Source organism: Mycobacterium celatum, from assembly GCF_002101595.1.
Taxonomy (GTDB): domain Bacteria; phylum Actinomycetota; class Actinomycetes; order Mycobacteriales; family Mycobacteriaceae; genus Mycobacterium; species Mycobacterium celatum.
This window is the reverse complement of sequence record NZ_LQOM01000022.1, coordinates 1-23,857: the sequence shown is the minus strand read 5'-3', so window position 1 is coordinate 23,857 and position 23,857 is coordinate 1. Positions and strand designations below refer to the sequence as shown.

Sequence of the window (23,857 nt, the reverse complement as noted above, 5' to 3'; positions counted from 1 at the left end):
CGGCGTCGCGCGCAGAAGCGTGAGTCACTAATCTGAGGCGGTGTTCACCGGGATCGTTGAAGAGTTGGGCGAGGTTGTCGACAAGGATGACCTGGGCGATTCTGCGCGGCTCACGATCCGCGGCCCGGTCGTGACCGCCGATGCCGGCCACGGCGATTCGATCGCCGTCAACGGCGTGTGCCTGACCGTGGTCGAGGTGCTGCCGGGCGGGCAGTTCACCGCCGATGTGATGGGCGAGACACTCGACCGGTCCAGCCTGGGCCGGCTCACGGTCGGCAGTCCGGTCAACCTGGAGCGCGCCGCGGCCCTGGGCAGCCGGCTGGGCGGGCACATCGTGCAGGGCCACGTCGACGGGACGGGACACATCCTGGCGCGCACCCCGGCCGAACATTGGGAGGTGGTGCGCATCGAGCTGCCTGCCGCGCTGGCCCGCTACGTCGTGGAAAAGGGCTCTGTCACGGTCGATGGCATCTCGCTGACCGTCTCCGGGCTGGGGGAGGATTGGTTTGAGGTGTCGCTGATCCCGACCACTCGGGAGCTGACCACGCTGGGCCGTGCGGCGGTGGGCACACCGGTAAACCTCGAGGTCGACGTCGTGGCCAAATATGTCGAACGGCTGGTCCTGCGTCCCGCTGATTAGGCCACCGCAATATCCGCGCCATCCTCGTGGTTCATACTGAATGCAACGCATGAGCCCTGCGACGGGGCTCGTCCGAGACTAGGTGGCAAAGATGACGCGGTTGGACTCCGTCGAGCGGGCGGTTGCCGACATCGCGGCGGGCAAGGCCGTTGTCGTCATCGACGATGAGAACCGCGAGAACGAGGGCGACCTGATCTTCGCCGCCGAAATGGCCACCCCCGAATTGGTGGCCTTCATGGTGCGCTACACCTCCGGCTACCTGTGCGTCCCGCTCGACGGCGCCATCTGCGACCGCCTGGGCCTGTTGCCGATGTACGCGGTCAACCAGGACAAGCACGGCACCGCCTACACTGTCACCGTCGACGCGAAAAACGGTGTCGGGACCGGGATTTCGGCCTCCGACCGCGCAACCACGATGCGGCTGCTGGCCGATCCGGCCAGCGTCGCCGATGACTTCACCCGGCCCGGCCACGTTGTTCCGTTGCGCGCCAAGGACGGTGGCGTGTTGCGCCGCACCGGCCACACCGAAGCCGCGGTCGACCTGGCCCGGCTGGCCGGGCTGCAACCCGCGGGCGCAATCTGCGAGATCGTCAGCCAAAAGGACGAAGGCGCGATGGCGCAGACCGACGAGCTGCGGGTCTTCGCCGACGAGCACGACCTGGCGATGATCGCGATCGCCGACCTGATCGAGTACCGGCGCAAGCATGAGAAGCACATCGAGCGCGTCGCCGAGGCCCGCATCCCGACCCGGCACGGCGAGTTCCGCGCGGTCGGCTACACCAGCATCTACGAGGACGTCGAACACGTGGCGCTGGTCCGCGGTGAGATTGCCGGGCCCAACTACGACGGGCACGACGTGCTGGTCCGGGTGCACTCGGAGTGCCTGACCGGTGACGTGTTCGGTTCGCGCCGCTGCGACTGCGGCCCGCAGCTCGATGCGGCGATGGCGATGGTCGCCCGCGAGGGACGCGGGGTGGTGCTCTACATGCGCGGGCACGAAGGCCGCGGCATCGGGCTGATGCACAAACTGCAGGCCTACCAGTTACAAGACGCCGGCGCGGATACCGTCGACGCCAACCTCAAACTCGGATTGCCCGCCGACGCACGCGATTACGGCATCGGCGCGCAGATACTCGTCGACCTCGGCGTCCGGTCGATGCGGCTGCTGACCAACAATCCGGCCAAGCGGGTCGGGCTCGACGGCTACGGACTGCACATCATCGAGCGGGTACCGCTGCCGGTGCGGGCCAACGCCGAGAACATCCGCTACCTGATGACCAAACGCGACAGGATGGGTCACGACCTGATCGGCCTGGACGATTATCACGAATCCGCCCACCTGCCCGGCGAATTCGGCGGGGCTCTGTGAGTCGCGCCGGCGACGATGCAGAGCGGAGCGATGAGGAGGAGCGGCGCCAGTGAGTCCAGCCGCCGGTGTGCCGGACATGCCGGCACTCGACGCGTCTTCAGTGAAGCTGGCGATCGTAGCCAGCACCTGGCACACCACGATCTGTGATGCGCTGCTGGGCGGTGCTCGTAAGACGGCCGCCGAGTGGGGAGTGGACGACCCCACGGTGGTGCGGGTGCTCGGCGCAATCGAGATCCCGGTGGTGGCACAGGCGCTCGCGCGCGAGCACGACGCCGTCGTCGCACTGGGTGTGGTGATCCGCGGCCAGACACCGCATTTCGACTACGTCTGTGACGCGGTGACTCAGGGGCTGACCCGGGTGTCGCTGGACGCGTCTACGCCGGTCGCCAACGGTGTGCTGACCACCAACACCGAGGAGCAGGCACTGGACCGGGCCGGGCTGCCGGATTCTGCCGAGGACAAGGGTGCTCAGGCGACCGCGGCGGCGCTGAGCACCGCGCTGACCCTGCGCGATCTGCGCGCAAAGCCGTGACCTCACAGCCCGACTGGGACGCCGAAATTCGTCCGCACCTGACACCGTATTTCGCCTACAGCGCGGCGTTCGTGATCGCGGCGGCGCACATCGTGGTGGGCCTGATGCTCAAGATCCGCTCCAGCGGGGTGATCTTCCAGACCGCCGACCAGGTTGCGATCGCAGCGCTGGGGCTCGTCATCGCCGGGTTCGTGCTGCTGTTCGCGCGGCCGCGGCTGCGCATCGGGCCGGCCGGGCTCTCGGTGCGCAACCTGCTGGGCTACCGGCTGGTGCCCTGGTCGGACGTCGTGGGGGTGTCGTTTCCGGTGGGTGCCCGCTGGGCGCGCATCGACCTGCCGGACGACGAGTACATCCCGCTGATGGCGATCCAGGCTGTCGACAAGGACCGCGCGGTGGACGCCATGGAGACCGTGCGGACACTGATGGCGCGCTACACCCAGCGCGAGCAGACGTAGAGTCGCATCCGCGACGCCGTCCCAGTGCGATTCTGCGTCTTGTCGCGGCGGCAGACTAGCCTGGAAACCGTGCCTGACCCCGCCACGTATCGCCCCGCGCCCGGGTCCATCCCGGTCGAGCCGGGCGTGTACCGGTTCCGGGACCAGCACGGGCGCGTCATCTACGTGGGCAAAGCCAAAAGCCTGCGCAGCCGGCTGACGTCGTACTTCGCCGACGTCGCGAGCCTGCACCCGCGCACCCGCCAGATGGTGACCACCGCCGCGAAAGTCGAGTGGACGGTGGTGAAGACCGAGGTCGAGGCGCTGCAGCTGGAATACAACTGGATCAAGGAGTTCGACCCGCGGTTCAACGTCCGCTACCGCGACGACAAGTCCTATCCGGTGCTGGCCGTCACCCTGGGCGAGGAATTCCCACGGCTGATGGTCTACCGCGGTCCCCGCAAGAAGGGCGTGCGCTATTTCGGGCCGTACTCGCACGCCTGGGCCATCCGGGAAACCCTCGACCTGCTGACCCGGGTGTTCCCGGCACGTACCTGCTCGGCCGGAGTGTTCAAGCGGCACAAGCAAATCGACCGGCCCTGCCTGCTCGGCTACATCGACAAATGCTCGGCGCCGTGCATCGGGCGGGTCACCGCCGAGCAGCATCGTCAGATCGTGTTGGATTTCTGCGACTTCCTGTCCGGCAAAACCGACCGGTACGCGCGCAGCCTGGAACAGCAGATGAACACCGCCGCCCAGCATCTCGACTTCGAACGGGCAGCGCGGCTGCGTGACGACCTGTCGGCGTTGAAGCGGGCACTGGAGAAGCAGGCCGTGGTGCTCGGCGACGGCACCGACGCCGACGTGGTGGCGTTCGCCGACGACGAGCTGGAGGCCGCGGTGCAGGTATTCCATGTCCGTGGCGGGCGCGTGAGAGGCCAGCGCGGCTGGATCGTCGAAAAGCCGGGCGATCCAGGGGATTCCGGCGAGGCGCAGCTGGTCGAGCAGTTCCTCACCCAGTTCTACGGCGAGCAGGCCGAACTCGACGGCGCCGCCGACGAATCCAGCAACCCGGTGCCTCGCGAGGTGCTGGTCCCGTGTCTGCCGCCCAACTCCGACGAGCTGGCCAGCTGGCTGTCGAACCTGCGCGGCTCGCGGGTGGCGCTGCGCGTCCCGCGGCGCGGCGACAAGCGTGCGCTCGCCGAAACCGTGCAGCGAAACGCCAAAGAGGCGCTGCAACAACACAAACTGAAGCGGGCCGGCGACTTCACCGCCAGATCTGCTGCGCTGCAGAATATTCAGGAGTCGCTCGGCCTGGCCGAGGCGCCGCTGCGCATCGAATGCGTAGACATCAGCCACGTGCAGGGCACCGACGTGGTGGGCTCGCTGGTGGTGTTCGAAGACGGTCTGCCGCGCAAGTCGGACTACCGTCACTTCGCCATCCGGGAAGCCGCCGGACAGGGCCGCTCCGACGACGTCGCCTCGATTGCCGAGGTGACGCGGCGCCGCTTCGCCCGCCACCTGCAGGAGGCGAATACCCTTGCACCGGAAGGGAAGTCACGTAAGTTCGCCTATCCGCCGAATCTGTACGTCGTCGACGGCGGCGCGCCACAGGTCAACGCGGCCAGCGCGGTGCTCGACGAACTCGGCATCACCGACGTGGCGGTGATCGGGCTGGCCAAGCGGCTCGAGGAGGTGTGGGTGCCCAGTGAGCCGGACCCGATCATCTTGCCGCGCAACAGCGAAGGCCTCTATCTGCTACAGCGCATCCGCGACGAGGCGCACCGCTTCGCGATCAGCTATCACCGCAGCAAGCGGTCCAAGCGCATGACGGCGTCCGCGCTGGACGCGGTGCCGGGGCTCGGTGAGCACCGGCGCAAGGCGCTGGTCACCCATTTCGGGTCGGTGGCGCGGCTGCGGCAGGCCACCGTCGAGGAGATCACCGCGGTGCCCGGCATCGGTGTGGCGACCGCCACCGCGGTGCGCGACGCGCTGCGCGGCGATGCACAACCCGTCGAACAGGCGTCCGGATGACCAGCATGCCGAGCTCCGAAAACGTCAACAGCGCAACCGAATCCGGCATCGACGTCGTTCTGGTAACCGGGCTGTCCGGGGCTGGGCGCGGCACCGCGGCCAAGGTGCTCGAGGACCTCGGCTGGTATGTCGCCGACAACCTGCCGCCGCAGCTGATCACCCGGATGGTGGACTTCGGTCTGGCGGCGGGCTCGCGGATCACCCAGCTGGCGGTGGTGATGGACGTGCGGTCCCGCGGGTTCACCGGCGACCTGGATTGGGTACGCAACGACCTGGCCACTCGCAACATCACCCCGCGGGTGTTGTTCATGGAGGCCTCCGACGACATGCTGGTGCGGCGTTACGAGCAGAATCGCCGCAGCCACCCGCTGCAGGGCGAGCAAACACTGGCCGAGGGCATCGCCGCCGAGCGCGAGATGCTGGCGCCGGTGCGCGCCACCGCCGACCTGATCATCGACACGTCCACGCTGTCGGTGCGTGGCCTGCGGGAAAGCATCGAACGCGCCTTCGGTGGTGAGGCCGTCGCGCATACCAGCGTGACCGTCGAATCCTTCGGCTACAAATACGGCCTGCCGATGGACGCCGACATGGTGATGGACGTGCGATTCCTGCCCAACCCGCACTGGGTCGACGAACTGCGGCCGCACACCGGACAACATCCGATGGTTCGTGACTACGTGCTCGGCCAGACCGGCGCGGCAGAGTTCCTCGACACCTACCATCGATTGCTGTCCCTGGTTGTCGACGGCTATCGCAGGGAGGGGAAGCGCTACATGACCGTCGCCATCGGTTGCACCGGCGGCAAGCATCGCAGTGTGGCCATCGCCGAAGCGCTGGCGCGGCTGCTGGAACCGGATAGCCAACTGTCGGTGCGGGTGTTGCACCGGGATCTGGGCCGCGAATGAGTTTGCGCATTGTCGCCCTGGGCGGCGGACACGGCCTGTACGCGACGCTGTCCGCGGCCCGGCGGCTGACCCCGCACGTCACCGCCGTCGTCACCGTCGCCGACGACGGCGGATCCTCGGGCCGGCTGCGCAGCGAACTCGATGTGGTGCCGCCGGGTGACCTGCGAATGGCGTTGGCGGCGTTGGCATCCGACAGCCCACACGGTCGGCTGTGGGCGACCGTCCTGCAGCACCGGTTCGGCGGCAGCGGCGCGCTGGCCGGGCATCCGATCGGAAACCTGCTGCTGGCCGGCCTGTCGGAGATGCTGGCCGACCCGGTCGCCGCGCTCGACGAGATGGGCCGCGTCCTCGGTGTCAAGGGCCGGGTGTTGCCGATGTGCCCGATCGCGCTGCAGATCGAGGCCGACGTCTCCGGCCTGGAGGCCGACCCGCGGATGTTCAGGGTGATCCGCGGTCAGGTGGCGATCGCGACCACGCCGGGCAAGGTTCGCCGGGTGCGGCTGCTGCCCGCCAACCCGCCGGCCACCCGGCAGGCCGTCGACGCGATCATGGCCGCCGACCTGGTGGTGCTGGGGCCCGGGTCCTGGTTCACCAGCGTCATCCCGCACGTGCTGGTGCCGGGGCTGGCCGCCGCACTGCGGGCCACCACGGCGCGGCGCGCGCTGGTGCTCAACCTGGTCGCCGAGCCGGGGGAGACGGCCGGGTTCTCGGTGGAACGCCACTTGCACGTGCTCGCCCAGCACGCACCGGACTTCAGCGTGCACGACGTCATCATCGACGCCGAGCGGGTGCCCAGTGAGCGCGAACGTGACCAACTGCGGCGCACCGCAAAGTTGCTGGACGCCGAGGTTCAGTTCGCGGACGTCTCGCGGGCTGGTACACCTTTACATGACCCGGGCAAGCTGGCCGCGGCGCTGGACGGAGTGGGCATGCGCGACACTGGTCAGGCAGCGTCCCCGGTGACAGCCCCGATGCCGATCGAAGGTGAACGTCAGCAACCCGGCGCAGACGGACCGAGAGGTGACGACGCGTGGCAATGACGGCCGAAGTCAAAGACGAGTTGAGCCGCCTGGTGGTGAACTCGGTGAGCGCGCGGCGTGCCGAGGTCACCTCGCTGCTGCGGTTCGCCGGGGGGCTGCACATCGTCGGCGGCCGGGTGGTTGTCGAAGCCGAAGTGGACCTGGGCAGCATCGCCCGGCGGCTGCGCAAGGACATCTTCGATCTCTACGGCTACAACGCGGTGGTACATGTGTTGTCCGCCAGCGGAATTCGCAAGCAGACCCGGTATGTGATCCGGGTCGCCAACGACGGCGAGGCGCTGGCCCGCCAGACCGGCTTGCTGGACCTGCGAGGCCGCCCGGTGCGGGGGCTGCCGGCCCAGGTGGTCGGCGGCAGCGTCGCCGACGCCGAGGCCGCGTGGCGGGGCGCCTTCCTGGCGCACGGATCGCTGACCGAACCGGGCCGCTCGTCGGCCCTGGAGGTCAGCTGCCCCGGCCCGGAGGCCGCTCTGGCGCTGGTCGGCGCGGCGCGCCGGCTCGGGATCAGCGCCAAGGCGCGTGAGGTGCGCGGCGCCGACCGCGTCGTGGTGCGCGACGGCGAGGCCATCGGCGCGCTGCTGACCCGGATGGGCGCCCAGGACACCCGGCTGATCTGGGAGGAGCGCCGGATGCGCCGCGAGGTGCGGGCGACGGCCAACCGGTTGGCCAACTTCGACGATGCCAACCTGCGGCGCTCGGCGCGCGCAGCGGTGGCGGCGGCCGCCCGGGTGGAGCGTGCGCTGGAAATCCTCGGCGATACCGTGCCCGACCATCTGGCCGCGGCCGGCAAGCTGCGCGTCGAGCACCGGCAAGCCTCCTTGGAGGAGCTGGGCCGGCTGGCCGATCCGCCGATGACGAAAGATGCTGTGGCGGGGCGTATTCGGCGGCTGCTGTCGATGGCCGACCGCAAAGCCAAACAGGACGGCATTCCCGACACCGAATCGGCGGTGACGCCCGATTTGCTCGAGGACGCCTAACTGGCCGTCGCCCGACCACGTGATGGCGCGTTGAGATCGACGTTGTGCGGGCACTTACTCGATCTTTGTCTGCAATACGTCGATCTCGGCAGCGGATGCGCTCGCCGCGTCCTGACGCCCGGCTTCGCCGCGCTTGCGACCACCACTAGGCTGGCCGGTGGATCACACCAGCAACTAAGGAGACGAGAGACGTGACGGTCCGGGTAGGCATCAACGGCTTCGGTCGAATCGGGCGAAACTTCTACCGGGCCCTACTGGCGCAGCAAGAGCAGGGCATCACCGACGTCGAGGTGGTGGCCGTCAACGACATCACCGACAACGCCACGCTCGCTCACCTGCTCAAATTCGACTCGATCCTGGGCCGGCTGCCCCAAGACGTCAGCCTCGAAGGCGAGGACACCATCGTCGTCGGCAGCGCCAAGATCAAAGCGTTGGAGGTCAGGGAAGGCCCGGCCGCCATGCCGTGGGGCGACCTTGGCGTCGACGTCGTCGTCGAATCCACCGGTCTTTTCACCAACGCCGCCAAGGCCAAGGGTCACCTGAGCGCCGGTGCCAAGAAGGTGATCATCTCCGCGCCGGCCACCGACGAGGACATCACCATCGTGCTCGGCGTCAACGACGACAAGTACGACGGCAGCCAGAACATCATCTCCAACGCATCGTGTACGACGAACTGCCTGGGCCCGCTGGCCAAGGTGCTCAATGACGAGTTCGGGATCGTCAAGGGTCTGATGACCACCATCCACGCCTACACCCAGGACCAGAACCTGCAGGACGGGCCGCACAAGGATCTGCGTCGCGCCCGCGCCGCCGGCCTCAACATCGTCCCGACCTCCACGGGCGCGGCCAAGGCGATCGGCCTGGTGCTGCCCGAGCTGAAGGGCAAGCTCGACGGCTACGCGCTGCGGGTCCCGATTCCCACCGGCTCGGTCACCGACCTGACCGCCGACCTCGCCAAGCCCGCCAGCGTCGAGGAGATCAACGGGGCGTTCAAGGCGGCGGCCGAGGGCAGGCTCAAAGGCATCCTCAAGTACTACGACGTCCCTATCGTCTCCAGCGACATCGTCACCGACCCGCACAGCTCGATTTTCGACGCGGGCCTGACCAAGGTGATCGACAACCAGGCCAAGGTGGTGTCCTGGTACGACAACGAGTGGGGCTACTCCAACCGCCTCGTCGACCTCGTCGCGCTGGTCGGTAAGTCGCTGTAAGCCGTGAGCATTCAGACACTCGACGACCTTCTTGCACAAGGGGTTTCGGGGCGGGGCGTGCTGGTGCGCTCCGACCTCAACGTCCCGCTCGACGACGACGGGGCAATCACCGACCCCGGTCGCATCAGCGCGTCGGTGCCGACGCTGAAGGCGCTGGTCGACGCCGGCGCCAAAGTGGTGGTGACGGCGCATCTGGGCCGCCCGAAGGGCGGTCTCGACCCGAAGCTGTCGCTGGCACCGGTCGCCGCCGCGCTGAGCGAGCAACTCGGTCAGCACGTGCAACTTGCCGGCGATGTCGTCGGCAGCGACGCGCTGGCCCGCGCCGAGGGCCTCACCGACGGAGACGTCCTGCTGCTGGAGAACATTCGCTTCGACCCGCGCGAGACCAGCAAGGACGACGCCGAGCGGCTGGCGATGGCCAGGCAACTGGCCGAACTCGTCGGTGATGACGGGGCTTTTGTCTCCGACGGGTTCGGGGTGGTGCACCGCAAACAGGCCTCGGTGTACGACGTCGCCACCCTGCTGCCGCACTACGCCGGAACACTGGTCGCCGACGAGGTGAAAGTCCTTGAGCGCCTGACCAGTTCAACCGAGCGGCCGTATGCCGTGGTGCTCGGTGGCTCGAAGGTCTCCGACAAGCTGGGCGTCATCGAGAAACTGGCGACCAAGGCCGACAGCATCGTGATCGGCGGTGGCATGTGCTTCACATTCCTTGCCGCGCAAGGCCTCTCGGTCGGCACATCGCTGCTCGAGAGTGAGATGGTCGACACCTGCCGACGGCTGCTGGACACCTACGCCGACGTGCTGCGACTGCCGGTGGACATCGTCGTGGCCGACAAGTTCGCCCCCGATGCGACGCCGGACGTGGTCGCGGCGGACGCAATTCCCGAGGGAAAAATGGGCCTGGATATCGGGCCGGGGTCGGTGCAGCGGTTCACCACCTTGCTGTCCAACGCGAAGACGATCTTCTGGAACGGCCCGATGGGTGTCTTCGAGTTCCCCGCCTTCGCCGCCGGCACCAATGGGGTCGCCGAGGCGATCGCCGCGGCGACCACCAAGGGGGCGTTCAGCGTGGTCGGCGGCGGTGACTCCGCGGCGGCGGTGCGCGCGCTCGGGCTGCCCGAGGACGGCTTCTCGCATATTTCCACCGGCGGCGGCGCGTCGCTGGAATACCTTGAGGGCAAAGCGTTGCCCGGCCTAGAAGTATTGAGCAGCTGAGGTAAGGATCCCGATGAGCCGTAAGCCGCTGATCGCCGGCAACTGGAAGATGAACCTCAACCATTTCGAGGCGATCGCGCTGGTGCAGAAGATCGCATTTTCGTTGCCGGACAAGTACTACGACAAGGTCGACGTGGCGGTGATCCCGCCGTTCACCGACCTGCGCAGCGTGCAAACCCTGGTCGACGGCGACAAGCTGCGGCTGACGTACGGCGCCCAGGACCTGTCGCCCCACGACTCGGGCGCGTACACCGGCGACATCAGCGGGGCCTTCCTCGCCAAGCTGGGCTGCACCTACGCCGTCGTCGGGCACTCCGAGCGGCGCACGTATCACAACGAGGACGATGCGCTGGTGGCCGCCAAGGCCGCCGCTGCGCTCAAGCACGACCTGATCCCGATCGTCTGCATCGGCGAGCACCTCGAGGTCCGTGAAGCCGGTGGCCACGTGAGCCACAACGTCGAGCAGCTGCGGGGCTCGCTGGCCGGGCTGTCCGCCGAGCAGATCGGCCGCGTGGTGATCGCCTACGAGCCGGTGTGGGCCATCGGCACCGGGCGGGTCGCCAGCGCCAGCGACGCGCAGGAGGTGTGCGCGGCGATCCGCAAGGAGCTGGGCTCGCTGGCGTCGCCGCAGGTCGCCGAGACGGTGCGAGTGCTCTACGGCGGCTCGGTGACCGCGAAAAACATCGGCGACATCATCGCCTGCGACGACGTCGACGGCGCCCTCGTGGGCGGGGCGTCGCTGGACGGCGAGCAGTTCGCGACGTTGTGCGCGATCGCCGCGGGCGGCCCAATTCCGTAGAGCGCTGCGGTTGACCTCAACTGCGTTTGAGGTCATAGCGTGGGGCCATGCGGACGACGACCTCCAGCAACGTGTATTCCGATGCGATGGCCGAGGCGTACGAGCGTCTCGACGGGCTCGGCTATGAGCGCGGCGAGAACGACTTCGCCAACCACGGCCCAATGGCCGCTGAAGCGTTGTGCACCTTGGGCTTTGGCGACGAGGTGGCGTCCTGGGTCGAACACTACAAACGTCGGATGGACCATCATGATCCACCCGAGTCCAGATTCCGGATCGACCCGTCGGACGAGCAATCCTGGCGTGAGGCGTTGGGACGCTTCGCGCGGGCGGGGGATTGGGAGGAGTTGTTCCGCCGGAACTCGCCGAGCGGCCGTGGCGTGACGTGGTGTCTACCTCGCTCACCCGGACGAGCCGCCGGTGCCGATGATTCACGCCGTGACGGCGCCGGCCGCCATGCGGATCGGGCTGGCCCAGCTACCCGGCGAGTTGCACCAACCGTCGGTGGCCGCCATGTGGCGTGTACACGTCGCGCTGCTGGCGAGGTTCACCCGCGACGCCGGCGGCGAACAGCAGAGCCTCGAGATCGCGTCCCGCGACGGGTTGCCGTCGTGGCAGGACCTGTTCGGTCGGGCGGCGGAGAACGGCGACGAGCACGTGATCAAGTTCACCGAAGCCTGCGCCAGGGAGAACGCGCTCCAGCCCGACCCACGCTTCCCCGCGGCGGCGCAGGCGGCGCTGGACCGTATCCAGTTCGGGCGGCCGAGCACCAGCCGGTAAGGTGGCGGCCATGCAATTGGCCTTGCAGATCATCCTGGTGGTCACCAGCGTGCTGGTGGTGCTCCTGGTCCTGCTACACCGCGCCAAGGGTGGCGGTCTGTCCACGCTGTTCGGTGGCGGCGTGCAGTCCAGCCTGTCGGGGTCGACCGTGGTGGAGAAAAACCTCGACCGGCTGACGCTGTTCGTCACCGGCATCTGGCTGGTGTCGATCGTCGCGATGGCCCTGCTGATCAAGTTCCGCTGACGTCAGCGCACGGTCCGATTCCGCAACGCGTTGAGCACGCCGCGCACCGCGTGCTCGGTCACTGACAACGGCGACATCACCGTCTCGCCGACGCTCAGGATGTAGTCGATCCGCTCGACGATGGCCTCCACCGGCTCGATCAGCGCAACCAGCCGGCGCGCCAGATCGTCCAGGCCGGTCAGGGTGCCTTCAAAGTGGTCCAGGCCGTTGTCGAGGCGCTCGACGGTGGCATTCAAAACCGACAGCGACTCGTTGAGGTCATTCAGGGTCGGTCCGAGACCTGTCAGCAACGACTCGAGTTGCGCCACCGTGACGTCGGCGTTCATCGCCGCCTGCGCTAGGGTCTTGATCCGCTCCCGGGGGGCGCGTTCGGTTTTGTCAGCCATGGCGCTCATTATTGCCCCCTGCGGAACCGCCGCCGCCGACAGTGCATCTGATCGGTATGTACCAGCGACACTGTGAGGGGGATCGGCGCCACTTCGTGACGCCCAGCGCCGCGGAACGCGACACCGCCCGGCGACTCGAGGAGTATGCCGCCGGCTACGCCGACCGTCAGGCCGAGCAGCGAGGCTAGCTACTCGGCAGCTTGGCGGCCGCTTCGCTGTCGAGGAACCAGACCGTGTTCTCCCGCCCGACGGCGCCGGCGGCCGGGCACGACACCGGGTCGGCGCCGCCGACCGCGGCCGCCACGGCGTCGGCCTTCTCCGCGCCCGACACCATCATCCAGACTTCGCGGGCCCGCCGGACCGCGGGCAGCGTCAACGTGATGCGCTCCGGCGGCGGTTTCGGCGAATCGTCGACAGCGACCACCAGCCGGGTGGTTTCCCGCACGGCGGATGTGTCGGGGAACAACGAATTGACGTGCCCCTCGGGGCCCACGCCCAGGAAATGGACGTCGAAATCGGGTGCGGGCTGGCCTGGTTCGGCGTTGGCCGCCAGGACCTGCTCGTAAGCGAGCGCCGCGGCCGCCAGGTCGCTGTCGAATTCGCCGTCGCGAGCCGGCATCGCATGCACGTTGCGGGCCGGGATGTCGATGTGATCGAGCAAGGCCGCCCGCGCCTGCTTCTCGTTGCGCTCGTCGTCGTCTTCGGGCACGTAGCGCTCGTCCCCCCAGAACAGGTGCACTCCTGCCCAGTCGATGCGCTGCTGCTGGGATTTGAGATATTTCAGCAGCCGGTTGCCGTTGCCGCCGCCGGTCAGCACGATCAGCGCGCGGCCCCGCGCCGCCAGCGCCGCGTCGATGACACCGATCAGTCGCTCTCCTGCCGCGGCGACCAGCGCGTCGCTGTCGGGGAATGTCTCAATGCTGGTGCTCATATGTACTCCACCCGATCGATGCCTTCAAGCGCAGAACGGTAGATCACGTCCGGGTCCAGCCTCCGCAGGTCCTCTGCCAAACATTCACGAGTTTCTCTGCGCGGCAACGGAACCAACGCGTCCGGCTTGGCGGTGCGACTCAATGTCGCCGTCGTTCCCTCCTGCGGGCGGCTCAATGTGATCGTCTCGGTGGTGCGCACCAGCTCGACTTTGAGCTCGCCGACAGCGCGGCGCACCGGACCGTCGATCCGGCTGGCAAGCCAGCCGGCAATCACGTCCAGCGCCGGCTCGGTCTTCAGGCCGGACACCAGCGCCGAGGTGATCGGTTCGTGCGGCGGCTGATCCACCGCCGACGCGAGCAGCGCCCGCCAGTAGGTGATGCGGCTCCAGGCCAGGTCGGTGTCGCCGGGCGTGTATCCGGGCAGTCGGCTTTTGATCGCCGACAGCGGGTCGACACCGTTAGTGGCGTCGGTGATGCGCCGAATCGCCAACTTGCCCAAGGGATCCTGAGCCGGCACCGCGGGCGCGATGTCCGGCCACCACGCCACCACCGGGATGTCGGGCAACAGGAACGGCACGACGACGCTGGCGGAGTGGCCGGCCAGCGGACCCGACAGCCACAGCACCACCACCTCGCCGGCGCCGCTGTCACCGCCGACCCGCAGCTGGGCATCCAACCGTGCCTGCGGGGCGTCGGCGTCGCGGTTGCGCACCACGATGATCCGGCTGGGATGCTCGTGGCTGGCGGCATTGGCCGCCTCGATCGAATCTTCAAGTACCGCTTCACTATCCGGCGCAATGACCAACGTCAAAACCCGGCCCATCGTTACCGCGCCGACTCTTTCCCGCAACTCGTCGAGCTTCTTGTTGATGGCGGTGGTGCTGGTGTCCGGCATATCGATAATCACGGCCGCCGCCATTCCCGGCCGGTCCGGCGCAGCATCTCGAACGACGACGCCGGACCCCAGGTGCCGGCTTCATACGGCTCGGGCTTCCCGTGAGCGGCCCAATTGTCCAGAACCGGATCGAGTATCTCCCAAGCCAATTCGACTTCTTCGTTGACCGGAAACAGCGACGGCTCGCCGAGCAGCACGTCGAGGATCAACCGCTCGTACGCCTCGGGCGAATCCTCGGCGAAAGCTGAGCCGTAGGAGAAATCCATGTTGACGTCGCGTACCTCCATCGCGGTGCCCGGCACCTTGGACCCGAACCGCAGCGTGACGCCTTCGTCGGGCTGCACCCGGATCACCAGGGCATTGGCGCCCAGCTCGTCGGTCATGGTGGCGTCGAACGGCAGATGCGGAGCGCGTTTGAACACCAACGCGATCTCAGTCACCCTGCGGCCCAGCCGTTTTCCCGTGCGCAGGTAGAACGGCACCCCGGCCCAGCGTCGCGTGTCGACCTCCAGCGTGATGGCGGCGAACGTCTCGGTGACCGAGTCCTTGGAAAACCCCTCCTCGTCGAGCAGACCGACCACCTTCTGCCCGCCCTGCCAGCCGGCGGTGTACTGGCCGCGGCTGGTGGTCTCGTCCAGCGGCTGTGCGAGCTGCGTGGCCGAGAGCACCTTGATCTTCTCGGTCTGCAGTTCGGTGGGCTGGAAGCTCACCGGCTCCTCCATCGCGGTCAGGGCCAGCAGCTGCATCAGGTGGTTCTGGATCACGTCGCGCGCGGCACCGATTCCGTCGTAGTATCCGGCGCGCCCGCCCAGACCGATGTCTTCGGCCATGGTGATCTGCACATGGTCGACGTAGTGCGCGTTCCAGATCGGGTCGAACAGCTGGTTGGCGAACCGCAAGGCCAAGATGTTCTGCACGGTCTCCTTGCCCAGGTAGTGGTCGATGCGAAACACCGACTCCTCCGGGAAGACACTGTTGACCACCTTGTTGAGCTCGCGTGCACTATCCAGGTCGTGGCCGAACGGCTTCTCGATCACCACCCGGCTCCATCGGCCGTTGTGCGGCCGGGCCAGCCCGGACCGGTCGAGCTGCTCGCAGACCGTCGGGAACGACTTGGGCGGGATGGCCAGATAGAAGGCGTGATTGCCGCCGGTGCCGCGTCCGGCGTCGAGCTTGTCCAGGCGCTCGGCCAGCCGGGCGAACGCGGCGTCGTCGTCGAAAGTGCCTTGCACGAACCGGATTCCCTCGGCCAGCCGATCCCAGATCGCCTGGCGGAACGGTGTGCGGGCATGCTCCTTGACGGCCTCGTACACCTGCTGGCTGAAGTCCTGGTCCTCCCAGTCCCGGCGGGCGAACCCGACCAGCGCGAAGGTCGGCGGAAGCAGGCCGCGGTTGGCCAGGTCGTAGACGGCTGGCATCACCTTTTTGCGGGCCAGGTCACCGGTGACGCCGAAGATCACCAAGGCGCACGATGGGGCGATCCGGGGCAGCCGTTTGTCGCGCTTGTCCCGCAACGGGTTTTGTGGCGACCCCCAGCGCCCGGCTTCGCCGCGCTTGCGATCGCCACGGTGGTTTTGCCACTGCCCGGCGACGGTCCGGGCACCGGCCGGGCTCACTTGCCGGTGGACTCGAGCTGGGCTCTGGTTTCCTTTAGCAGCTCGTTCCAGGACTCCTCGAACTTCTGCACGCCTTCGTTCTCCAGCACCACGAACACGTCGGTCAGGTCGACGCCGACCGCTTCGAGCTTGTCGAACACCTCCTGGGCCGCCGACGCGGTGCCGGTGACGGTGTCACCGGTGATGACGCCGTGGTCGGCGACGGCCTCGATCGTCTTCTCCGGCATGGTGTTCACCGTGTTGGGGGCAACCAGCTCGGTGACGTAGAGGGTGTCGGAGTAGTCGGGGTTCTTGACCCCGGTCGACGCCCACAGCGGCCGCTGCACCCGCGCGCCGTCGGCCTTGAGCTTCTCGTAGGCCTCCCCGCCGATGAACACCTCCTGGTAGGCGGCGTAGGCCAGCCGGGCGTTGGCCACACCAGCCTGTCCGCGCAGCGCCAAAGCTCCCTCGGTGCCGATCTTTTCCAGCCGCTTGTCGATCTCGGTGTCCACCCGAGACACGAAAAACGATGCCACCGAATGGATCTTGGACAGGTCGTGCCCTGCCTTCTTGGCCGCCTCCAGCCCCTTCAGGTAGGCGTCCATCACCGCCCGGTGCCGCTCGACGGAGAAGATCAGCGTGACGTTGACCGAAATGCCTTCCGCCAGTACGGCAGTGATGGCCGGCAGACCGGCTTCGGTGGCCGGGATCTTGATGAACAGGTTCGGCCGGTCGACGATCTTCCACAGCTCGACGGCCTGGGCGATGGTCTTGTCGGTGTCGTGGGCCAGCCGCGGGTCGACCTCGATCGAGACGCGGCCGTCGACCCCGTCGGAGGCCTCCCACTGGGGCGTGAGGACGTCGCAGGCGTCGCGCACATCGTCGGTGGTGACGGTGCGCACCGTGGCGTCCACGTCGGCACCGCGCTCGGCGAGCTCGGCCACCTGGTCGTCGTAGACGTCGCTCTCCGCGAGCGCTTTCTGGAAGATCGTCGGGTTGGTGGTGACCCCGACGACGCACTTGGTGTCGATCAGTTCCTGTAAGTTGCCCGAGCGCAACCGCTCTCGCGACAAGTCGTCCAGCCAAACGGATACGCCGGCCGCGGTCAGCGCGGCAAGGTTGGGATTCTGAGTCATTTGGACTTCCTCCTTTAGTTGTCCAGTGCCCGTTCAGCGGCGGCGACGACGGCTTCGTGGGTGAAACCGAACTCGCGGAACAGGGTCTTGTAGTCGGCGGATTCGCCGTAGTGCTCGATCGAGACGATCTGTCCGGTGTCGCCGACCAGCTTGTGCCAGCATTGCGCGACACCCGCTTCGACGGCGACCCGGGCCGACACGCTCGGCGGCAGCACCTTGTCGCGGTAGTCGTAGGGCTGCGACTCGAACCACTCCAGGCACGGCATCGACACCACGCGCGCTGCAATACCCTTGTCCGCCAACTCTTTCTGAGCTGCCACCGCGATCTGCACTTCTGAACCGGTGGCGATCAGCACCACGTCGGGCTGGTCGCCGCCCCCGTCGCCCAGGATGTAGCCGCCCCTGGCGACACCCTCATAGCTGGTGCCCTCCAGCACCGGCACGCCCTGGCGGGTCAGGCAGAGCCCGACCGGACCGCTGCCGTTGCCCCGGGCGAGGATGGTGCGCCACGCGTAGGCGGTCTCGTTGGCGTCGGCCGGCCGCACCACCGACAACCCCGGAATCGCGCGCAGCGCCGAGAGATGCTCGATCGGCTGATGGGTCGGCCCGTCTTCGCCCAGACCGATCGAGTCGTGCGTCCACACATAGATGGTGTCGATGTCCATCAACGACGCCAGCCGCACCGCCGGGCGCATGTAGTCGGAGAACTGCAGGAACGTGCCGCCGTAGGCGCGGGTGGGGCCGTGCAGCACGATGCCGGACAGGATCGCGGCCATCGCGTGCTCGCGAACACCGAAGTGCAGCGTGCGGCCATACCAGTGGGCGGTGAACTTCTTCGTCGAAATCGACGGCGGCCCAAAGGAATCCGCGCCTTCGATGGTGGTGTTGTTGCTGCCGGCCAAGTCGGCCGAACCGCCCCACAACTCGGGCAGCTTGGCTCCCACCGCGGCAAGCACGTCGCCCGAGGCTTTGCGGGTGGCCACCTCCTTGGACCCGGGTTCCCATTTCGGGATGTCCGCGTCCCAACCGTCGGGCAGCTTTTCGGCGGTCAACCGGTCCAGCAGGCCCTTGCGTTCCGGTTCACGCTGCGCCCACGCGTCGAACTCCGGCTGCCACTTCTGGTGCGCTTCCCTGCCGCGGTCCACCAGCTTGCGCGTGTGCGCCAGCACCTCGTCGCGGACCTCGAACTTCTTGTCGGGGTCGAAGCCGAGAACCCTCTTGACCTCGGCCACCTCGTCGTCGCCCAGCGCCGCGCCATGGGCATCACCGGTGTTCATCTTGTTCGGCGCCGGGTAGCCGATGATGGTGCGCAACTCGATGAACGACGGCCGGTCGGTGACCGCCTGCGCGTTGGCGATGGCCTCCTCGATGCCGACCACGTTCTCGCCACCCTCGACTCGCTGCACATGCCAGCCGTAGGCCTCATACCGTGCGGCGGTGTCCTCGCAGAGCGCGATGTTGGTGTCGTCCTCGATCGAGATCTGGTTGTGGTCGTAGAACACGATGAGGTTGCCCAGCTGCTGCACCGCGGCCAGCGACGACGCCTCCGACGTCACGCCCTCTTCGATGTCGCCGTCGGAGGCGATCACGTAGATGTAGTGGTCGAACGGACTGGTTCCCGGGGCGGCGTCCGGGTCGAACAGGCCGCGCTCGTAGCGCGATGCCATCGCCATGCCGACCGCCGACGCCAGACCCTGGCCCAGGGGGCCGGTGGTGATCTCCACCCCCTTGGTGTGCCGGAACTCGGGATGCCCGGGGGTTTTCGATCCCCAAGTGCGCAGCGACTCGATGTCGGAGAGCTCGAGGCCGAAACCGCCGAGGTAGAGCTGGATGTAGAGGGTCAGGCTGGAATGCCCGCACGACAGGACGAACCGGTCGCGGCCCAGCCAGGTGGTGTCGCTGGGATCGTGCCGCATGGTCCGCTGGAACAGCGTGTATGCCAGCGGGGCAAGGCTCATCGCGGTGCCGGGATGGCCGTTGCCGACTTTCTGCACCGCGTCGGCAGCCAGTACTCGGATGGTGTCGACGGCGGCCGAGTCGAGCTCGGTCCAGTCATCGGGATGGTGCGGTCGGGTGAGCGCAGAGATGTCTTCCAATGTCGTCACGACTCAAGTCCTCGGGTCGGCAGCTAATTCATTCCCACCCTAGTGCGGGATCCTGCGTCGACGCAGGTGAAGATTTCGACGTACCACTTTCGGTCGCAGGGTAAACCGGCGCGCTAAATCGACCCTGCGGTGTGGGCGGGGCGAGGGCGCGGTCTACCATCGTCTGTAGTAGAAGCTGCGCGCTGCTGCGACCCGAGGAGTTATTGCGTGAGCGTTCGCGGGCGCGTCGCGCCGAGCAGAGTACGCACCACGGTGCTGGCGTACCTGGCGCTGACCAAGCCGCGGGTCATCGAGCTGTTGCTGGTTACCGCAATACCGGCGATGCTGCTGGCCGACCGCGGCACGGTGAACCCACTGCTGATCGGTAACACGCTGATCGGCGGGATGCTGGCCGCCGGCGGCGCCAACACCCTGAACTGCGTCGCCGACGCCGACATCGACAAGGTGATGAAGCGCACCGCGCGACGCCCACTGGCCCGGGCCAGCGTGCCGACCCGCAACGCCCTGGTGTTCGGTCTGGCCTGCAGCGTCGGCTCGTTCTGCTGGCTGTGGTGGACGACGAACTTGTTGTCGGGACTGCTGGCGGTCGCCACGATCGCGTTCTATGTGTTCGTCTACACGTTGCTGCTCAAGCGCCGGACCTCGCAGAACGTGGTGTGGGGCGGGGCCGCCGGTTGCATGCCGGTGATGATCGGCTGGTCGGCGGTCACCGGCACCATCGGCTGGCCCGCCATGGTGATGTTCGCGATCATCTTCTTCTGGACGCCACCGCACACCTGGGCGCTGGCCATGCGCTACAAGGAGGACTACCAGGCGGCCGGTGTGCCGATGCTGCCCGCAGTGGCAACCGAGCGCCAGGTCACCAAGCAGATCCTGGTCTACACCTGGTTGACCGTGGCCGCGACACTGGTGCTGGCGCTGGCCGCCGGATGGCTCTACACGGCGGTGGCGGTCGTGGCAGGGGTGTGGTTCCTGGCGATGGCGCACCAGCTCTACGCCGGGGTCTGCCGCGGGGAGCCGGTCAAGCCGCTGCGGTTGTTCCTGCAGTCGAACAACTACCTGGCCGTGGTGTTCTGCGCGCTGGCGCTGGACTCGGCGATCGCGTTGCCGACCCTGCTGTAGAACGTCGGACGGAACTTTTCCCCGCCGTCGGCCGACCAGTGCTCAGGTATTCGTGCCCGGGGGAGGGCTTGGTATGACGGCGCCCGTGTGGATGGCTTTTCCGCCGGAGGTGTATTCGGCCTTGCTGAGCAGCGGTCCCGGACCGGGGTCGTTGTTGGCGGCCGCCGCCGCGTGGTCGTCGCTGAGTACTGAGTACGCCTCGGTTGCCGACGAACTCACCGCGGTGCTCGCCGATGTGCAGGCCGCAGCGTGGCAGGGGCCCAGCGCGGAATCGTACGTGGCAGCCCATGTGCCGTACGTGGCGTGGCTGACGCAGGCCAGCACCGACAGCGCAGCAGCGGCCGCCCAGCACGAGACCGCGGCGGCGGCCTACACCGCCGCGCTGGCCGCGATGCCGACCCTGGCCGAGTTGGCGGCCAACCACGCGATGCACGCGGTATTGGTGGCGACGAATTTCTTTGGTATCAACACGATTCCGATCGCGCTCAACGAGGCCGACTATGCCCGGATGTGGGTCCAGGCCGCCGCCACGATGACCACCTACCAGGCCGTCGCAGGTACTGCGGTGGCGTCGACACCCAGTACCGCGCCGGCGCCGCAGATCCAGAAATCTGACAGCACCAACGACGGCGGTACTCAGGACATCATCGACAACGACAGCGGCAACCCGTACGACCCGAGCTGGTACGTCAACCGGGTCACGGAAATCACCGACACCCTCGGCAGAGATTTTCCCGAAATCCTGTCCAACCCGTCCCAGGGGATACCACAGCTCTGGAGCGACATCGGGGGCCTTATCGCCGACGAGTTCGGTCACCTGGGTGAGTTCATCAATGCGTTCCAACCCGAACTGATCGCGGCCACAGTCGGTCTCACCGCCGCCAACTCGGGATTCGCAGGGGGTTTCGCCGCGTTGGCGGGGCTGGCGGGTCTGCCTCAACCCTCCGCGGCGCCTGTCCCGGAGGCGGTGTCCGCGCCGGCTCCGTCGAAGGCATTGCCGGCCGCTGGGCTCTCGCCGTCGGTGGCGCCGACCGTGTCGGCGTCCGCGACCACCACCGCATCGACGCCGGCGCCCGGCTCGGTCACCGCGGCCGGTTCGCCGGCGGCGCCGCCGGTCCCGGTCGACGCTGGTTTCGCCGCTCCCTACGTCGTCGGCCCTCCCGGCATCGGATTCGATTCCGGGATGAGCGCCAGCGACAGGGCCGGCGCCAAGAGGAGGGCCCCGGAGCCCGACGTCGCGCCGGCCTCCGCGAGAGCCGCGCGGGAGCAGAGGCGGGCGAGGCGGCGCCGCCAAGCCGGGTTGCGCGGGCACGGCGACGAGTTCATGGACATGAATATCGAGGTCGAGCCGGACTGGGCCGGGCCCGCGTCGACGGTTGCCTCGGATCGAGGTGCCGGGCCGGTCGGTTTTGCGGGCGCGATACGCACGGATACGGCTGCGGCGGCGGCAGGACTGGCCACGCTCGCCGGCGACGGGTTCGGCAGCGGCCCGACCCTGCCGCTGCTGCCGGGCAGTTGGGCGTCCGAGCAGGGCGACCAGACGAACGAACGGCGCGAAGGCCCCTAAGGCCTACCTCCTGAGTACTCGGCTCCACCAGCCTCACCCCCGGCGAGTTGGGCTTGAAATAGCGGCCGGCTTCGTATTCAATACCAGATAATGAAAATCATGTTCATTAGTTGCCGGGAGGAGTTGCCGGGATGGCGTTGCGTGTGGTGCCTGAAGGCCTGGCCGCTGCCAGTGCGGCGGTCGAAGCGTTGACCGCCCGGTTGGCGGCCGCGCACGCCGGCGCGGCCCCGGTGATCTCGGCGGTGGTGCCTCCTGCCGCTGACCCGGTGTCGCTGCAGAGCGCTGCCGAACTCAGCGTGCGGGGCAGCGAGCATTCCGCGGTGGTGGTGGGCGGTGTGCAGGAGTTGGGGCGTGCCGGCTTTGGTGTCGGTGAATCCGGTGCCGGCTATGTCGCCGGCGACGCGGCCGCTGCGGCGTCGTACGGAATCGCCGGCGGCTGATCGTGACGGCACCTGTGTGGATGGCGTCGCCGCCGGAGGTGCATTCGGCGCTGCTGAGCACCGGTCCGGGACCGGGCCCGCTGCTGGCGGCGGCAGGAACGTGGTCGTCGCTGAGTGCTGAATACGCTTCTGTCGCAGATGAACTCAGCGCACTCTTGGCCTCGGTACAAGGCGGGGCGTGGGAGGGTCCGACCGCCGAGGCGTACGTGATGGCTCACACGCCGTACCTGGCTTGGCTGACGCAAGCCAGCGCCGACAGCGCCGCGGCGGCCGCCCAGCACGAGACCATTGCCGGCGCATACACCACCGCCCTGGCCACTATGCCGACGTTGGCCGAGCTGGCTGCCAATCACGCGATGCATGCGGTGTTGGTGGCGACGAATTTCTTTGGTATCAACACGATTCCGATCGCGTTGAACGAGGCCGACTATGCGCGGATGTGGGTGCAGGCGGCCACCACGATGAGCACCTATCATGCGGTCTCCGGCACTGCGGTGGCGTCGACGCCACACACCACCGCGGCGCCTCAGATTCAGAAGTCCGACGCCTCGGTGCAACACTCCGGGAATGGCACCGATCCCACGGTCGACAACCCGCTGGATGACCTCATTGCGAACATCCTGAAGAACTTCGGAGTGAATTGGAACCCCGCCAACGGAACGGTGAACGGTCTCCCGTACGACTCGTATACGGATGCGAGCCAACCGATCTGGTGGGTGGTTCGCGCACTCGAACTGTTCGAGGATTTTCAGCAGTTCGGCGTAGACCTGCTGACCAATCCGGGCGCAGCATTTCAATACCTTGTGCAACTCGCGTTGTTCGACTGGCCGACACACATCGCCGAGATCGCAAGCTCACTAAGCCAATCACCGCTCTTGATGGCGGCCGCCGTCGGCCTGGCGATCGCCCCGATCGGGGCGGTGGGCGGCTTCGCCGGGCTAGCGGGGCTGGCCGGCCTGCCCCAACCTCCTGCGGCGCCGGTGCCGGCGCCCGTCGCGGCTGCGCCGAATGTACTGCCGGCGGTCGCAATAGCGCCGACGGTGGCCGCACCTGCCGCCGCCCCGGCGACCGCGCCGGCACCCGCGCCGGCACCCACGGCGAGCACCGTCGCCAGTTCAGCGCCGCTGCCGGGATCACTGCCGCCCGCCGGCGGTACGGGTTTTCTCCCTCCCTACGTGGTGGGACCTCCCGGGATCGGGGTCGGCTCGGGGATGAGCACCAATGCCAGCTCCAGCGCGAAACGCAAGGCGCCGGAGCCCGATTCCGCGGCGGCGGCCGCGGCGGCGGCGTCGCGTGAGCAGGCGCGGGCTCGTCGTCGTCGGCGCGCGAAGCAGGCCGAGGGCGGCGACAAGTTCATGGACATGAATGTCGAGCTGGACCCCGACTGGGACGGGCCGACCGTGGCCTCGGAGCAGGGTGCCGGGCCGTTGGGTTTTGCCGGGACGGTGGGTCGTGAGGGCGTCGAGCGGGCGGCGGGGTTGGCGACGCTGGATGGTGATGAG

23 protein-coding genes are annotated in these 23,857 nt (G+C 67.9%); 17 read left to right on the top strand and 6 right to left on the bottom strand.

What is annotated here, in order from left to right; all coding sequences use genetic code 11:
- Positions 1 to 40: 40 nt before the first annotated feature.
- The 13 genes from AWB95_RS07105 to secG all read left to right on the top strand — a co-directional run bounded on the left by AWB95_RS07105 (position 41) and on the right by secG (position 12,177).
- Positions 41 to 640, top strand: coding sequence for a riboflavin synthase (locus tag AWB95_RS07105; protein WP_062538752.1), 600 nt, complete (start codon positions 41 to 43; stop codon positions 638 to 640).
- A 91-nt stretch (positions 641 to 731) separates the two neighbouring features.
- Positions 732 to 2,009, top strand: a complete 1,278-nt coding sequence (locus tag AWB95_RS07100) for a bifunctional 3,4-dihydroxy-2-butanone-4-phosphate synthase/GTP cyclohydrolase II (RefSeq protein ID WP_062538753.1) — start codon at positions 732 to 734, stop codon at positions 2,007 to 2,009.
- A gap of 49 nt (positions 2,010 to 2,058) precedes the next feature.
- Positions 2,059 to 2,541: a 6,7-dimethyl-8-ribityllumazine synthase gene (ribH, locus tag AWB95_RS07095; protein WP_062538754.1), complete on the top strand. Its 483-nt coding sequence runs from the start codon at positions 2,059 to 2,061 to the stop codon at positions 2,539 to 2,541.
- Positions 2,538 to 2,996 (top strand): PH domain-containing protein, encoded by a 459-nt coding sequence (locus tag AWB95_RS07090; protein ID WP_062538755.1) that lies wholly within the window; start codon positions 2,538 to 2,540, stop codon positions 2,994 to 2,996. Before ribH ends, AWB95_RS07090 begins: the two co-directional genes overlap by 4 nt.
- Positions 2,997 to 3,065: 69 nt before the next feature.
- Positions 3,066 to 5,009 (top strand): excinuclease ABC subunit UvrC, encoded by a 1,944-nt coding sequence (gene uvrC, locus AWB95_RS07085; RefSeq protein WP_062538758.1) that lies wholly within the window; start codon positions 3,066 to 3,068, stop codon positions 5,007 to 5,009.
- Between the two features lie 5 nt (positions 5,010 to 5,014).
- Positions 5,015 to 5,914, top strand: coding sequence for an RNase adapter RapZ (gene rapZ, locus AWB95_RS07080; RefSeq protein WP_099539782.1), 900 nt, complete (start codon positions 5,015 to 5,017; stop codon positions 5,912 to 5,914).
- Complete coding sequence (yvcK, locus tag AWB95_RS07075) at positions 5,911 to 6,954, top strand: uridine diphosphate-N-acetylglucosamine-binding protein YvcK (RefSeq protein ID WP_062538757.1); 1,044 nt, start codon at positions 5,911 to 5,913, stop codon at positions 6,952 to 6,954. The genes rapZ and yvcK overlap by 4 nt, the downstream gene beginning before the upstream one ends.
- Positions 6,951 to 7,928, top strand: coding sequence for a DNA-binding protein WhiA (gene whiA, locus AWB95_RS07070; RefSeq protein ID WP_045377626.1), 978 nt, complete (start codon positions 6,951 to 6,953; stop codon positions 7,926 to 7,928). The genes yvcK and whiA overlap by 4 nt, the downstream gene beginning before the upstream one ends.
- Before the next feature lie 191 nt (positions 7,929 to 8,119).
- Complete coding sequence (gap, locus tag AWB95_RS07065) at positions 8,120 to 9,139, top strand: type I glyceraldehyde-3-phosphate dehydrogenase (protein ID WP_062541665.1); 1,020 nt, start codon at positions 8,120 to 8,122, stop codon at positions 9,137 to 9,139.
- 3 nt (positions 9,140 to 9,142) lie between these two features.
- A complete protein-coding gene (locus AWB95_RS07060) occupies positions 9,143 to 10,357 on the top strand; it encodes a phosphoglycerate kinase (protein ID WP_062541666.1) in 1,215 nt (404 codons plus the stop codon).
- A 13-nt stretch (positions 10,358 to 10,370) separates the two neighbouring features.
- The gene (gene tpiA / locus AWB95_RS07055) at positions 10,371 to 11,156 is read left to right on the top strand and encodes a triose-phosphate isomerase (RefSeq protein ID WP_062541667.1); all 786 of its coding nucleotides are present in this window, start codon (positions 10,371 to 10,373) and stop codon (positions 11,154 to 11,156) included.
- Positions 11,157 to 11,573: 417 nt separating this feature from the next.
- Entirely contained in the window at positions 11,574 to 11,933 is a 360-nt protein-coding gene (locus AWB95_RS23465) for a hypothetical protein (RefSeq protein ID WP_198157867.1), read from the top strand.
- A gap of 10 nt (positions 11,934 to 11,943) precedes the next feature.
- Positions 11,944 to 12,177, top strand: coding sequence for a preprotein translocase subunit SecG (gene secG, locus AWB95_RS07045; protein WP_045377679.1), 234 nt, complete (start codon positions 11,944 to 11,946; stop codon positions 12,175 to 12,177).
- A gap of 2 nt (positions 12,178 to 12,179) precedes the next feature.
- Here the strand turns inward: secG and AWB95_RS07040 are convergent, their stop codons facing one another.
- The 6 genes from AWB95_RS07040 to tkt all read right to left on the bottom strand — a co-directional run bounded on the left by AWB95_RS07040 (position 12,180) and on the right by tkt (position 19,226).
- The gene (locus AWB95_RS07040) at positions 12,180 to 12,572 is read right to left on the bottom strand and encodes a hypothetical protein (RefSeq protein WP_062541669.1); all 393 of its coding nucleotides are present in this window, start codon (positions 12,570 to 12,572) and stop codon (positions 12,180 to 12,182) included.
- A 175-nt stretch (positions 12,573 to 12,747) separates the two neighbouring features.
- The gene (gene pgl / locus AWB95_RS07035) at positions 12,748 to 13,494 is read right to left on the bottom strand and encodes a 6-phosphogluconolactonase (protein ID WP_085167867.1); all 747 of its coding nucleotides are present in this window, start codon (positions 13,492 to 13,494) and stop codon (positions 12,748 to 12,750) included.
- Positions 13,491 to 14,402, bottom strand: coding sequence for a glucose-6-phosphate dehydrogenase assembly protein OpcA (opcA, locus tag AWB95_RS07030; RefSeq protein ID WP_062538610.1), 912 nt, complete (start codon positions 14,400 to 14,402; stop codon positions 13,491 to 13,493). Before opcA ends, pgl begins: the two co-directional genes overlap by 4 nt.
- Complete coding sequence (zwf, locus tag AWB95_RS07025) at positions 14,399 to 15,904, bottom strand: glucose-6-phosphate dehydrogenase (protein ID WP_062538609.1); 1,506 nt, start codon at positions 15,902 to 15,904, stop codon at positions 14,399 to 14,401. Before zwf ends, opcA begins: the two co-directional genes overlap by 4 nt.
- A 98-nt stretch (positions 15,905 to 16,002) precedes the next feature.
- Positions 16,003 to 17,121 (bottom strand): transaldolase, encoded by a 1,119-nt coding sequence (tal, locus tag AWB95_RS07020; RefSeq protein ID WP_062538607.1) that lies wholly within the window; start codon positions 17,119 to 17,121, stop codon positions 16,003 to 16,005.
- A 14-nt stretch (positions 17,122 to 17,135) separates the two neighbouring features.
- Complete coding sequence (tkt, locus tag AWB95_RS07015) at positions 17,136 to 19,226, bottom strand: transketolase (protein WP_062538606.1); 2,091 nt, start codon at positions 19,224 to 19,226, stop codon at positions 17,136 to 17,138.
- A 207-nt stretch (positions 19,227 to 19,433) separates the two neighbouring features.
- Here tkt and AWB95_RS07010 point away from each other — a divergent pair, with 207 nt between their 5' ends.
- The 4 genes from AWB95_RS07010 to AWB95_RS06995 all read left to right on the top strand — a co-directional run.
- A complete protein-coding gene (locus AWB95_RS07010; protein ID WP_062538605.1) occupies positions 19,434 to 20,348 on the top strand; it encodes a heme o synthase in 915 nt (304 codons plus the stop codon).
- A gap of 73 nt (positions 20,349 to 20,421) precedes the next feature.
- The gene (locus AWB95_RS07005) at positions 20,422 to 21,915 is read left to right on the top strand and encodes a PPE family protein (RefSeq protein WP_085167865.1); all 1,494 of its coding nucleotides are present in this window, start codon (positions 20,422 to 20,424) and stop codon (positions 21,913 to 21,915) included.
- 131 nt (positions 21,916 to 22,046) lie between these two features.
- A complete protein-coding gene (locus tag AWB95_RS07000; RefSeq protein WP_062539548.1) occupies positions 22,047 to 22,355 on the top strand; it encodes a PE family protein in 309 nt (102 codons plus the stop codon).
- 2 nt (positions 22,356 to 22,357) lie between these two features.
- A partial coding sequence (locus AWB95_RS06995; RefSeq protein WP_085167942.1) for a PPE family protein occupies positions 22,358 to 23,857 on the top strand: 1,500 nt, incomplete at its 3' end.